Here is a 12,112-nt window from a genome sequence, read left to right on the forward strand (position 1 = left end):
GCGGTGGACCCACGCCGCTCGCGGCCCTGCGCGCCTTGACGACCGGACCCCGCTCTGGCGCAGCCCGCGGCCGGCGACCGGATCACGTACCGGCGACGGGGTCGATCACGTGCCGGCGGCAGGGTCGATCACCGAATCCCCGGCCCGGGTCCACAGGACACGGCCTAGACTCGGGGCCGTGGCAGGCCGCATCCGGGACAGCGACATCGCGGAGGTCCGCGACCGCACCCGGATCGAGGAGGTCGTCGGCGAGTACGTCGCACTCCGCCGGGCCGGGGCGGGTTCGCTGAAGGGGCTGTGCCCCTTTCACGACGAGAAGACGCCGTCGTTCAACGTCCGGCCCACGCACGGCACGTTCCACTGCTTCGGCTGCGGCGAGGGCGGCAGCGCGATCGACTTCGTGATGAAGATCGAGCACATCGGCTTCGTCGAGGCCGTCGAGCGGCTGGCGGAGAAGGTGGGGGTGCGGCTCACCTACGAGGGCGGCAGCTCGAGCGTGCAGCGCGACCGTGGCACGCGCACCCGGCTGCTCGAGGCGAACAAGCGCGCCGCCGAGTTCTACGCCGCGCTGCTGCGCACCCCCGAGGGCGCCCCGGCCATGCAGTTCCTCACCTCGCGCGGCTTCACCGCGAGCGCCGCCGAGCAGTTCGGCTGCGGATACGCGCCCGCGGGCTGGGACCACCTCACCAAGCACCTGCTGGGTAAGGGCTTCTCGCTCGACGAGCTGATGAAGGCGGGCCTGTCGAAGGAGGGCCGGCGCGGGCCGATCGACCGGTTCCACCGCCGGCTGCTGTGGCCGATCCGGGACCTGGGTGGGGACGTCGTCGGTTTCGGCGCCCGCCGGCTGTTCGACGACGACGGCATCGAGGCCAAGTACCTCAACACCTCCGACACCCCGGTCTACCGCAAGACCCACGTGTTGTTCGGGCTCGACCTCGCCAAGCGGGAGATCGCCAAGCGGCGGCAGGTGGTGGTCGTCGAGGGCTACACGGACGTGATGGCGATGCACCTCGCCGGGGTCCCGACCGCCGTCGCCTCCTGTGGCACCGCCTTCGGCACCGAGCACATCACGGTGCTGCGCCGCCTGATGGGCGACGACTCCTTCGACCGCGGCGAGGTCATCTACACCTTCGACGGCGACGCGGCGGGCCAGGCGGCCGCGCTCAAGGCCTTCGACGGCGACCAGTCCTTCGCCGCGCAGACCTTCGTCTGCATCGCCCCGGACGGGCAGGACCCGTGCGAGCTGCGGCAGGCCCACGGCGACGCCGCGGTCCGCGACCTGGTCGCCCGCCGTGAGCCGCTGTTCGAGTTCGCGATCCGCTCGATCCTCGCCGAGCACGACCTCGACACCGCGGAGGGCCGGGTCGCGGCGCTGCAGCGGTGCGTCCCGCTCGTCGCGCGGATCAAGCGCGAGGACCTGCGGGACGAGTACGCGCGCAGGCTCGCGGGCTGGACCAGCTGGGACGACATCGCGATGGTCGTGCGGCGCGTGCGCGAGGAGGCCGGGGTCGCTCCCGAGCGCCCGCGCGGCCGTCGCCCGGATCCGGTCGCCGCGCCGCGCCGGGACGACCCCCGCCTGCACCTGCAGCGCGAGGCGCTCAAGTCGGCCCTGCAGATCCCCGCCGTCGCCGGGCCGGCCTACGACGAGCTGCCCGAGCAGGTCTTCACCCACCCCGCCTTCGCCGCGGTGCACGTCGCGATCCAGAAGGCCGGCGGGGTGTGCGCGGGTATCGAGGGCCCGGCGTGGATCGAGGCGGTCACCGCGGAGTGCGGCCCCGAGGAGCGCAAGCTGCTCAGCGAGCTGGCCGTGGAGCCGCTGGAGCTGCCGCGCAAGGTCGCCGACGAGGCGCGCTACGTCGGCAGCGTGCTCGCCGGTGTCAAGCTCGCCCTGGTGGAGGCGCAGATCGCCGAGGTGAAGTCCCGCCTGCAGCGCACCAACCCCGCCGAGGACCCGGAACTCTACAACGAGCTGTTCGGCGACCTCGTGCCGCTCGAGCAGTACAAGATCGCGCTGCGTGAGCAGGCCTCCGGAGCGCACCGATGACGCACTCCGGAACCATGACGCGTTCTCGCGGGCTGATTCTCCGCGTCGTGGAACCATGATGCGATTCAGCAGGTCCGTCCTCGGCGTTGTGGAACCATGATGCGTTTTCTTGCGCGGTTGCTCGGGCGGGACGAGCTGCCGGAGGGGTTCGCCGGCGAGCTCGACCCCGAGGAGCACGTCGTCGCGGTGGCCGACGTCGTGCGGGGCGGGCACCTCGTCGTCACCAACCGCGGGGTGTGGTTCCCGGGCGAGCCTCGGCGGGTCGGCTGGCACCTGATCAGCAGGGCGAGCTGGGCCGAGGGCGCGATGACGTTCGTCGTGGCCACCGAGGAGGACCTCGGCAAGGCGTTCCTGCTGCACGACGGCCCGCCCCGGCGCTTCCCGCTCGGCGAGCCCGGCAAGGTCCCGCAGGCCGTGCACCACCGCGTCACCGGCTCGATCGTCTCCCGCGAGCGCGCGATGATGCCCGACGGTCGCGAGGCCTGGGTGCTCGAGCGGCGCATCCCCGGCCGCGACGGCACCGTCCGCCAAATCCGCCCCGACCCCTGACCCCACCCCGTGAGTGGCACTAGTCGCTCTGGCGACTAGTGCCACTCACAGGGGCTGAGCTGGGAGAATCCGTGACCACGACCTGGGATCCCGCGCTCTATCTCGACTTCGACGACCACCGCGCCCGCCCGTTCCACGACCTCCTGGCCCGGGTGCGCACCACGGACCCCCGCCGGGTGGTCGACCTCGGCTGCGGTCCCGGGCACCTCACCCCGGTGCTGGCCGCGCGCTGGCCCGGTGCGGTCGTGGAGGCCCTCGACGCCTCGCCCGCGATGGTGGAGGCGGCCCGGGCGGCAGGCGTCGCCGCCCGGCTGCAGGCCGCGGAGGACTGGACGCCCGCCCCGGACACGGACGTCGTGGTCACCAACGCGGTGCTGCAGTGGGTGCCCACGCACAGCGCGTTGATCGCCCGGTGGATGGCGACGCTGCCGGCGGGTGCGACGTTCGCCATGCAGGTCCCGGGCAACTTCGCCGCCCCCTCCCACGCACTGGTCCGCGAGCTGGCCGCGGAGTGGGAGCGGCCGATCGCGCTGCGCGGCGAGGCGGCGGTGGCCGAGCCCGGCGAGTACGCGGACCTGATCGTCGCGGCGGGCGCCACGGCCGACGTCTGGGAGACGACCTACCTGCAGCGGCTCACCGGCGAGGATCCGGTGCTGCGCTGGATCAGCGGCACCGCCCTGCGCCCCGTGCGCGACGCCGTGGGGGAGGAGGAGTTCGTCCGGTTCACCGCGCGGCTCGCCCCGCGCCTCCGCGCGGCCTACCCCGCCTCCGCCGACGGGACCACCTGGTTCCCCTTCCGGCGCATCTTCGCCCTCGCGCACAAGGCCTGAGCGACCCGGACCGCGCCAGCGCCGAGCTGATCGCCGACTGGACCCGGGGCCTACTGGGACGAGCTGCACCCGACCACGGCGGGCGGCGCCTACGTCAACTTCATGATGGACGAGGGGGCCGACCGGGTGCAGGCCGGCCCGCGCGATCTACCCGCGGCTCCAGGAGGTCAAGCGCCGCTACGATCCCGAGAACCTGTTCCGGGTCCAACCAGAACATCCCGCCCGCGTGACCGCCAGGATGTGATCTTCACCCGTTCGCGCCCCGTTCACCCGGGCGTGGCACCGGGGCCGCTCCCGTGTCGCGTCCGTCCGGGACGGTCTCGGCGCCCGCGACCGGGGCCGGCAGCGCGCCCAGGTCGCCCGAGCGGTGGAGGACGGGCGTGACGAGTCGACAGCGGGGGCCGGAGGGCCCGGCGGCGTGGGCCGCGTCGTACAGCGGGTCGGACGGCATCCGCCCCCTCTTCGCACCGATCGCCGACCTGTCCACCGGCGCGGTCGTGGCGGTCGAGGTGGTGCCGCGCCCGCGCGACGAGGCGATGGCCGGGGTCGTCGCGGCGGCCGCCCGCACGGATCGGCGCGCCGCCCTGGACGTGGGCGCGGCGGCCGCCGGGATCCGACGGGCGGGTGGTCACGGGGTCGGCGTCCCGCTGCACGTCACCCTGCTCGCGGACACCCTGGCCGACGACGGGGGCGCCCTCGCCGAACTGCACGCCGCCGTCCGGGACGCGGGGATCGCGCCGCGCGACCTCGTCGTCCGGATCGCCGCGCCGATCGGTGACCCGGCCGACGCGGCCGTCGAGGCCGGCGCCCGGGCCCTGCGGTCCCGCGGCTACGGCATCGGCGTGGCGGAGGTCGGGCCGGACGACCACCCGCTCGCCCTCGTGGCCCGGGTCGCGCCCGAGGTCGTCGCGCTCGATCCCGGGCTCGCCGGTGTCCTCGACGCGGACCCGGGTGCCCAGGTCGTGCTGGACGCCGTGGCGCGGCTGTGTCGGCGGATCGGTGCGGACCTGGTCGCCTCCGGCATCGCGACGGCCGCCGATCTCGAGGCCTTCCGTCGACACGGCGTCCGCCGGGGCTGCGGACCCCTGCTGGGCGCGCCCGGTCGCCGGCCCGTCGACCGGCTCGCGGCCCCGCTGCCCGCGTCGGCCCCGCACCTGCGCCCGCCGGCGACGGGGCCGACCCGGACCGTGCTCGGTGATCTCGCCCGGCCGGCCGTGATGCTGCGCGACAGCGCCACCGGCAGCGAGGCCCGCACCGTCTTCCAGAACTCGCCCGACCTCGGCGGCGTCGTGCTCACCACCGCCTCGGAGCGGCCGGTCGCCATGCTGGAGCGCAACCGTTTCCTGCTGGCGGTCTCCGCCCGCTTCGGCTACGCGCTGCACGCCGACCGGCCGGTTCGCGACCTCGCCGAGCCCGCCCGTGTCTTGCCGCTCGACGCGGACCCGCGAGCGGCGCTGGAGCTCGGCGACTCCCGCCGGGCGTACGACGACATCGCCGTCGTGGACGACTACGGGCGGTGCCGCGGCGTCGTTCGGGTCGGTGACCTCCTCCGGGCCGTCGCGGCCGTCGAGTACGACCGTGCGCTCGCGCTGCACCCGGTCACCGGCCTGCCCGGGGTGCCGGCGTTGACGGAGGCCCTCGAGCAGCGTCTGCTCACCGGCCGCGGAGCGAGCATCGGCTTGGTCACGGCTGACCTCGACGCGCTGACCCGGAACGGGGGTTTCGACGCCGTCGTCGACGGGTTGCGGCGGATCGCCCGGGCCCTCACCGACGTCCTTCCCCGCTTCGCCGGCAGCCTCGCCGCACACGGGACCGGCGACGACCTCGTCGTCGTCACTGATCCGGGCGCACCGCCCGCACTCGACGCGGCCCTGCACACTGCACTCGCCGCGCACCGGGCCCCGCGGGTGGCGACGGCCTGGTTGCGGCGGCCGCCCGGGACGACGGTCGGGGCCACCGATGTCGCGCGGGAGCTCGCCCGGCTCCGGGAGCAGGCCCGCCGCCGAGGCCCTGACCCCGCGGTGACCGATTCGGCGGTGATCGACGCCGCGGAGGGGCCGCCGCGCCCGCTCGCCGGTTAGCCGGCTCGAACGGCTCGGGGCGGCGCCGACGGCGTACCGGCGGACCTTCCGTACGCGGGCGGCTCACGCGAGCAGGTGACGCAGGATCCGTCCGGGGTCGGCGAGGAAGTCCGCGGGTGGCGCGGACCGGCAGGGCGTCGTCGTAGGCGACGGTGCGCAGACCACCGTCGTCGCCGATCTCGAGGATCCGGGCGCCGGGCAGCGCGAGCAGGATCGGCGAGTGGGTGGCGACGAGGAACTGCGAGCCCTGCGTGGTGAGCTCCTGGATGCGGGCGAGCGCCGCCAGCTGGCCGTTCGTGGAGAGCGCGGCCTCGGGCTCGTCGAGCAGGTAGAGGCCGCGCGGACCGAAGCGGTGCGTGAGCAGGTCGACTTGCCGGACCCGTTCTCGCCCACCAGGAACGTGACGCCGGGGCCGAACTCCAGTCGCCGCCCGCGCAGGGCGGCGACCACCGGCAGCGCGAACGGGTAGCGGTCCCGGTGCGCCTCGGGTTCGTCGCTCTCGACGCGCCGCAGGTTCAAGCCCGCGCCGCACGGGGGACGGGCTCGGCTCAGCGGGCCGAGCCGTTGCCGCTCGAGGACGACTCGCGCGTGCCGCCCTTCACGACCTCCTCGACGCGGGCCCGGACGACGCCCGCCGCGCCCTGCACCGCGGGGTGGTCCGCGACGCGCTGGTAGGTGCGGTGCAGTTGCTCATAGCGTTCGTGGCCGGCCTTGGCGCCCAGCACGTAACCGATCGCGGCACCCAGCAGGATCTTCAGCATGTCGCCTCCACGGCAGGACGGTCGGGATCGGGCCCCATCCTGCCCGGCGGTCCGCCTCTGTGCGCGCGGAGGGCGAGGGAGGGGGGTGCGGAAGTGCTCGAGCCCCGGTGTTGTAGTGTTCCACCCGTCAGCGAGCGGGGCCCCGCTCGCGGGCAGGCGATCCTCCGTAGCTCAATTGGCAGAGCATGCGACTGTTAATCGCAGGGTTACTGGTTCGAGTCCAGTCGGAGGAGCTTCCCCAGCAGGCCAGGGCCTCGTAGCCCGGCCGCGGTCAAGATCCACATCACGCTTACTCAACGGAAACCCTCCTGGCGCCGCTCGTCGGAGGCATCTCGGTGGGCCCGGTCGAGCGCGTCTGCGGCGGCCTGGTCCAGCGCCCTACGGCCCAGATATCGATCCTGTGTCATCGACACCTTCGAGTGCCCGAGCTGGTCCGCGAGCTGCGTGGAGTGCAGGTGAGTGGGTGATCGACGGCGGGGCTGGGGTCGTGTCGCTGCGCTGAGGCGGCCCCCGGAGTTGATGGTGAAGGTTCCTACGCCAGCACCGTCAACCGTCGCACCGTGACCGCCGCCGTGGCGAAGGACGGCGAGTGGTACGTCGCCCGGTGCTTGGAGATCGCGGTCGTCAGCCAGGGTGAGACAGTCGACGAGGCGCTGGCCAGCCTCCGCGAGGCCCTGGAGCTGTACTTCGAGGACGACGAGGTGCCCGCCACCTTCGAGCACCCCCTCGTGACCCCGATCGAGATTCGCATCCCGGCGTGAGCCCGGCCCTTCCCCAGGTCTCGGGCAAGCAGGTCGTTCACGCGCTGGAGTCGGCGGGCGTCGAGCATCGCTCGACGAAAGGGCAGCCACGCGAAGCTTCGCCATCCGGACGGCCGGGTCGTGATCGTCCCGCTGCACCGCACGATCGTCCGCGGCACCCTCGGGTCAATCCTGCGGAAGGCCGGGCTGAGCGCCGCGGAGGTCCTGGGCCTTCTGCCGCTCGGCCTCGCCGCCGACACGGTGGTTCAGCTCCTCGACACATGACCACGCTCCGCCACCCGGCGCGATCGAGGCCCCTGCGCGACGTCGCCGACCAGCCGCCGACCGAGCCGTAGCCTCTGCGGCACCACCTCGGGCAGGGGTGGTCAGGTGGGGTCGGTGGCGCGGCGGCGCTCGAGGAAGACGGTGTCGCGCCAGACGCCGTGGTGGCGGCCGATGCGGTCGCGCAGGCCGAGGGTACGGTAGCCGGCGGACTGGTGCAGGGCGATCGAGGCGCGGTTCTCGGGAAAGACCGCGGTCTGCAGGGTCCACAGCCCGTCGGCGTCGGCGGCGGTGACCTGCTTGTGGATCAGCGCCTTTCCGACGCCGCGCCCGCGCAGGCCCTCGGCGACATAGATCGAGGACTCGGCCACGCCGGCGTAGACCTGGCGTGCGGAGACCGGGGCGAGGGCGGTCCAGCCGACGACCTGGCCGTCGAGTTCGGCGACCCAGCGGTGCTCGGGCAGCCACCTGCGGTCGAGCTCGCGCCGCTCGGGGACCTCGGTCTCGAAGGTGGCGTCGCCGGTGGCGATTCCCTCGGCGTAGATCCGCCGCACCGCGGACCAGTCCCCGGGCTGCATCGGGCGGACGGTGACGTCGACGGGCAGATCCGTGGGGCAGCACGGGCGCGGCCCGAGCATCCCCATCACCGCGTCCGCGGCGTGCGGCAAGCCCGTGCAGCAGGCCGGGTTGACCGAGACCAGGGTGGCGGTCTTCTCCTTGCGCATGGCCACGAACCCGACGTCGGCGAGCTTGCGCAGGTGATGGGAGCAGGTGGACTGGGAGATCCCGAGCTGCTCGGTCAGCTCCCCGACCGTGACCTCCCGCCCGGCCACGGCGATCGCGTGCAGCAGCCGAACCCGGGTGGGCTCGGCCAGGCAGGCGAACCAGTCGGCGTAGGTCGCCGCGTCGTGCGGGGACAGCTGCGTCGCGGCCGGGTTCGACACGTCCGACAGCGGCAGCACCCTGCCGGGGGTCGCCGCGGTCATGGCGGACACACTCGCGCTCATGGCGGCAGAGTATCGACCCACATCGATGGTTGCGTCAATCGAATCTCGTCGATAGAGTCCGCCGCCAAGAATCGAAGGACGTCGATGAAGGGGAGCTCATGAGCGAGACGAGGTCGTCCGGGCTGCCGGTGGTCGTGGTGGGCGCGGGGCCGGTGGGGCTGGCCGCCGCGGCGCACCTGCTCGAGCGGGGGCTGACCCCGCTGGTCCTGGAGGCCGGGGAGCGGGCCGGGGCGAGTGTGCGGCAGTGGCACCATGTGCGGCTGTTCTCCCGATGGGCGGAGCTGGTCGACCCGGCGGGGGAGAAGCTGCTCGCCCCGACCGGCTGGCAGGCCCCGGACCCGGACGCCTACCCGACGGGCCGGGAGTGGGCGCAGCGCTACCTGCAGCCCCTCGCCGACGTCCTCGGCGACGCGGTGCGCTACCGCGCCCGGGTGGTCGGGGTGGCCCGGCGCGGGCGGGACCTGGTCGTCGACGCCGGTCGGGAGGGCGAGCCGCTGACCGTGCACGTCGAGACCCGGGACGGCGAGCAGCGGATCACCGCCCGCGCGGTGATCGACGCCTCCGGGACCTGGCAGAGCCCGAACCCGCTCGGTGCCGACGGGCTGCGGGCGGCCGGGGAACGGGCGGCCGCCGAGCGGATGGTCCACCAGGTCCCCGACCTGACCGACCCGAGGGTGCGATCGCGCTATGCGGGCAAGCGGGTCGCGGTCGCCGGCAGCGGGCATTCGGCGCTGACGGCGCTGGTGGCCTTCGCCGAGCTGGCCGCGGCCGAGCCCGGTACGCACGTGACGTGGCTGCTGCGGCGCGGGCAGATCGGCACCACCTTCGGCGGTGGGGACACCGACCAGCTGCCGGCCCGCGGAGCGCTCGGCATGCGGGCCGCCGCCGCGGCCGAGGCCGGGCACATCAGCACCGTGACCGGGTTCCGCACCACCGCCGTCGAGCAGACGGTCGACGGGCTGGTGCTGGTCGCCGACGACGGCCGCCGCCTCGACCCGGTCGCCGAGGTGGTCGTGCTGACCGGTTTCCGGCCCGACCTGTCCTGGCTGTCGGAGGTCCGGCTCGACCTCGACCCGGCCCTGCAGGCCCCGCGGGCGCTGGCGCCGCTGATCGACCCGAACGTGCACTCCTGTGGCAGCGTCCACCCGCACGGTGCCCGCGAACTCGCCCAGCCCGAACCGGGGGTGTTCCTGGTGGGCATGAAGAGCTACGGGCGTGCCCCCACCTTCCTCGCACTGACCGGCTACGAGCAGGTCCGCTCCGTCGTCGCCGCGATCGCCGGGGACCAGGAGGCCGCCGAGCGCGTGGAGCTGACGCTCCCCGAGACGGGGGTGTGCGGCGGGGCGGGAGTGTTCGACGATCCCCGTGCCGGCACGAGCGGTGACGGCGGCTGCTGTGGCGCACCGACCGGGCCGGTCGAGGTCGCCCTCGGGGCGCGCTGACCGGCGACCCGGCCACCGAGGTGACGGTGCCCGGCCGGCCGGGCGGACGACGGCCGTGGTGCTCGGCAGGGGTGCTCGGCAGGGGTGCTCGGCAGGGGTGCTCGGCAGGGGTGCTCGGCAGGGGTGAGGAGGGCAACGTGCCGAACTCGGACACGCACGCGGGTAGGCCGGCCGAGAACCTGAGCACCGGGGGCCTGCGCAGGGTGCTGGTCGTGCTGTGCGTGACCCAGATCGTCAGCTGGGGCGTGCTCTACTACGCCTTCCCCGTCCTGGCTCCGTCCATCGCCGCCGACACCGGCTGGTCGGTCTCCACGATCACCGCGGGGTTCTCCGCGGGCCTGGTCGTCTCGGCACTGGTCGGGATCCCGGCCGGGCGCCGGCTGGACCGGATCGGCCCCCGGCCGGTCATGACCACCGGCTCCGTCCTGGGCGTCCCCGCCGTGGTGGGGATCGCGCTCGCGCCGAACCTGCCGCTGTTCTTCGCCGCCTGGGTGCTGGCCGGGGCCGCGATGGCCGGCACGCTCTACCCGCCGGCGTTCGCCGCCCTGACCCGCTGGTGGGGACCGCGCCGGGTGCGGGCGCTGACCGCGTTGACCCTGCTGGCCGGGCTCTCCAGCACGATCTTCGCCCCCACCACCGCGGCCCTGCTCGACGGCCTGGGCTGGCGGCACACCTACCTCGTCCTCGCGGTCGTCCTCGCCGCCGTCACGATCCCCGCACACCTGTTCGGGCTCCGCGGACCCTGGCCCGATCCCGGGCGCGCCGAGCGCCACCCCGCCGACCACGCCCCGCGCGAGGTCGTACGCAGCCGGGCGTTCCTGCTGCTGGTGGCGGCGATCGCCCTCGGCACGTTCGCCGCGTTCGCGGTCGTGGTCAACCAGGTCCCGCTGCTGATCGAGCGTGGCCTGTCGACCTCCGACGCGGCCTGGGCCCTCGGGCTCGGCGGGCTCGGTCAGGTCCTCGGGCGGCTCGGCTACGGCGCGCTCACCCGCGCGCTGTCGGTGCGCGCCCGGGCCGTGGTGATCCTCGCGCTGTCGGCTGCGGCGACCCTGCTGCTCGGGCTGCTGCCCGGCCCCGAGGTCCTGCTCATCGCCGCGGCGATGCTCGCCGGGGCCGCCCGCGGTGTGTTCACGCTGCTGCAGGCCACCGCGATCAGTGACCGATGGGGCGCGGCCCACTACGGGCGCCTCAACGGGCTGCTCTCGGCACCGTCGATGATCGCCACCGCCCTCGCCCCCTGGGCGGGTGCCGCGATCGCCGTCGCCCTCGGCGGCTATCCCGTCGTGTTCGTCCTGCTGGCCGCGATCGCCGGCCTGGCCGCGCTCCTCGCCACCGGCACCGTTCCCCGCCGCGACCGGCCGGGCCCCGCCGCGCCCCGCCACCCCGACGTCTCGTCCACGAGGCCACCCGCGGCCGGTCCGGACGAGGTGGACCGACGCTGATCCCGACCAGGAGGTGCAGCCATGCCCCCGAACACGACCGGCACACCGGACCACGAAGCCGACGTGGCGGTCCGTGACCGCGTCCGAGAGCACTACGCCGCCGCCGCACGCCGCTCCACCGCGGGTGAGGTCGACCGGACCCGGACGGACGAGGCGGCGAGCTGCGGTACCGGCACCTGCGGCACGGGAGAGGGCGCGGTGTTCGGCGGCGGGCTCTACGGCGACGAGGCGGCCGGGGCTCCTGCGGAGGCGGTCTCCGCCTCGCTGGGGTGCGGGGTGCCGACCGTGGTCGCCGAGCTGCGCCCGGGGGAGACCGTGCTCGACCTCGGCTCGGGCGCTGGCACCGACGTCCTGATCGCCGCGCGCCGCGTCGGCCCCGAGGGGCGGGTGATCGGGCTGGACATGACCGCGGAGATGCTCGAGCTGGCTCGGCGCAACGCCGTGCAGGCCGGCGCCGACAACGTCGAGTTCCGCCAGGGTCACCTCGAGCAGATCCCGCTGCCGGACGACTCGGTCGACGTCGTCCTCTCCAACTGCGTGATCAACCTGGCGGCCGACAAGACCGTCGTCCTGGCCGAGGCCGCCCGAGTGCTCCGCCCGGGAGGGCGCTTCGCCGTCTCCGACGTCGTCGCCGATCCCGACATCGATCAAGCCACCCGCGAGGACCCCCAGCAGTGGACCGGCTGCGTCGCCGGCGCTCTGACCCGCGACGACTTCACTCGTGCCCTGTACGGGGCGGGGTTCGTCGACGTCGAGGTCGTCGAGACCCACCGCGTTCACCCGCACGCCGTGTCCGCCATCGTCCGCGGCCGGGTTCCGAGCGAACCGACGTGATTGCCCCCGTGCCGGAACGGACACCCAGCGGCACCGGACGAGCCGTCCTGACACGGCCGGCCCGCGCTGCGACTGGCTGCGCCTGCTTCGGTGACTGAGA

13 protein-coding genes and 1 tRNA gene are annotated in these 12,112 nt (G+C 74.5%); 12 read left to right on the forward strand and 2 right to left on the reverse strand.

The features are described 5' to 3' along the window. The first annotated feature begins 178 nt into the window (after positions 1-178). The 6 genes from dnaG (at position 179) to ACL02T_RS08125 (ending at position 5,973) form a co-directional block, all read left to right on the forward strand. Positions 179-2,044 (forward strand): DNA primase, encoded by a 1,866-nt coding sequence (gene dnaG / locus ACL02T_RS08100; RefSeq protein WP_412829989.1) that lies wholly within the window; start codon positions 179-181, stop codon positions 2,042-2,044. A 96-nt stretch (positions 2,045-2,140) separates the two neighbouring features. Next, positions 2,141-2,593, forward strand: a complete 453-nt coding sequence (locus tag ACL02T_RS08105) for a hypothetical protein (RefSeq protein ID WP_412829990.1) — start codon at positions 2,141-2,143, stop codon at positions 2,591-2,593. A gap of 71 nt (positions 2,594-2,664) precedes the next feature. Beyond that, on the forward strand, positions 2,665-3,423 hold the full coding sequence (locus ACL02T_RS08110; protein ID WP_412829991.1) for a trans-aconitate 2-methyltransferase: 759 nt from the start codon (positions 2,665-2,667) through the stop codon (positions 3,421-3,423). Positions 3,424-3,568: 145 nt separating this feature from the next. Then, entirely contained in the window at positions 3,569-3,667 is a 99-nt protein-coding gene (locus ACL02T_RS08115; protein WP_412830268.1) for a BBE domain-containing protein, read from the forward strand. A gap of 136 nt (positions 3,668-3,803) precedes the next feature. Continuing rightward, positions 3,804-5,504, forward strand: a complete 1,701-nt coding sequence (locus ACL02T_RS08120) for an EAL domain-containing protein (RefSeq protein WP_412829992.1) — start codon at positions 3,804-3,806, stop codon at positions 5,502-5,504. A gap of 220 nt (positions 5,505-5,724) precedes the next feature. Further along, complete coding sequence (locus ACL02T_RS08125; protein WP_412829993.1) at positions 5,725-5,973, forward strand: hypothetical protein; 249 nt, start codon at positions 5,725-5,727, stop codon at positions 5,971-5,973. Positions 5,974-6,052: 79 nt separating this feature from the next. On the opposite strand, the gene ACL02T_RS08130 is transcribed toward ACL02T_RS08125, so the two are convergent. Continuing rightward, positions 6,053-6,265 carry a hypothetical protein gene (locus tag ACL02T_RS08130; protein WP_412829994.1) on the reverse strand — a complete coding sequence of 71 codons (213 nt, stop codon included), beginning with the start codon at positions 6,263-6,265 and terminating at the stop codon, positions 6,053-6,055. A 160-nt stretch (positions 6,266-6,425) separates the two neighbouring features. Here ACL02T_RS08130 and ACL02T_RS08135 point away from each other — a divergent pair. The 3 genes from ACL02T_RS08135 to ACL02T_RS08145 all read left to right on the forward strand — a co-directional run bounded on the left by ACL02T_RS08135 (position 6,426) and on the right by ACL02T_RS08145 (position 7,290). After that, a tRNA-Asn gene (locus tag ACL02T_RS08135) sits at positions 6,426-6,498 on the forward strand. A gap of 327 nt (positions 6,499-6,825) precedes the next feature. Continuing rightward, complete coding sequence (locus ACL02T_RS08140; protein ID WP_412829995.1) at positions 6,826-7,026, forward strand: type II toxin-antitoxin system HicB family antitoxin; 201 nt, start codon at positions 6,826-6,828, stop codon at positions 7,024-7,026. Positions 7,027-7,146: 120 nt separating this feature from the next. After that, positions 7,147-7,290 (forward strand): hypothetical protein, encoded by a 144-nt coding sequence (locus tag ACL02T_RS08145; protein ID WP_412829996.1) that lies wholly within the window; start codon positions 7,147-7,149, stop codon positions 7,288-7,290. Between the two features lie 101 nt (positions 7,291-7,391). Here ACL02T_RS08145 and ACL02T_RS08150 read toward each other — a convergent pair whose 3' ends face one another. Next, on the reverse strand, positions 7,392-8,294 hold the full coding sequence (locus ACL02T_RS08150) for a helix-turn-helix domain-containing GNAT family N-acetyltransferase (RefSeq protein ID WP_412829997.1): 903 nt from the start codon (positions 8,292-8,294) through the stop codon (positions 7,392-7,394). Positions 8,295-8,392: 98 nt separating this feature from the next. Between ACL02T_RS08150 and ACL02T_RS08155 the strand changes: the two genes are divergently transcribed. The 3 genes from ACL02T_RS08155 (at position 8,393) to arsM (ending at position 12,012) form a co-directional block, all read left to right on the forward strand. Continuing rightward, complete coding sequence (locus tag ACL02T_RS08155; RefSeq protein ID WP_412829998.1) at positions 8,393-9,736, forward strand: FAD-dependent oxidoreductase; 1,344 nt, start codon at positions 8,393-8,395, stop codon at positions 9,734-9,736. 137 nt (positions 9,737-9,873) lie between these two features. Further along, a complete protein-coding gene (locus tag ACL02T_RS08160; RefSeq protein ID WP_412829999.1) occupies positions 9,874-11,178 on the forward strand; it encodes an MFS transporter in 1,305 nt (434 codons plus the stop codon). A gap of 21 nt (positions 11,179-11,199) precedes the next feature. Beyond that, positions 11,200-12,012, forward strand: a complete 813-nt coding sequence (gene arsM / locus ACL02T_RS08165) for an arsenite methyltransferase (RefSeq protein WP_412830000.1) — start codon at positions 11,200-11,202, stop codon at positions 12,010-12,012. Positions 12,013-12,112 lie beyond the last annotated feature (100 nt).

Origin of the sequence: Pseudonocardia oceanicola (assembly GCF_047200735.1) — a bacterium.
In the GTDB taxonomy this organism is placed as follows: Bacteria; Actinomycetota; Actinomycetes; order Mycobacteriales; family Pseudonocardiaceae; genus Pseudonocardia.

Excerpts from the sequence above, each read along its gene's own strand:
- arsM (WP_412830000.1), top strand. The coding sequence starts at position 11,200 with ATGCCCCCGAACACGACCGGCACACCGGACCACGAAGCCGACGTGGCG.
- ACL02T_RS08150 (WP_412829997.1), bottom strand. The coding sequence starts at position 8,294 with ATGAGCGCGAGTGTGTCCGCCATGACCGCGGCGACCCCCGGCAGGGTG.
- ACL02T_RS08130 (WP_412829994.1), bottom strand. The coding sequence starts at position 6,265 with ATGCTGAAGATCCTGCTGGGTGCCGCGATCGGTTACGTGCTGGGCGCC.
- ACL02T_RS08105 (WP_412829990.1), top strand. The coding sequence starts at position 2,141 with ATGATGCGTTTTCTTGCGCGGTTGCTCGGGCGGGACGAGCTGCCGGAG.
- ACL02T_RS08155 (WP_412829998.1), top strand. The coding sequence starts at position 8,393 with ATGAGCGAGACGAGGTCGTCCGGGCTGCCGGTGGTCGTGGTGGGCGCG.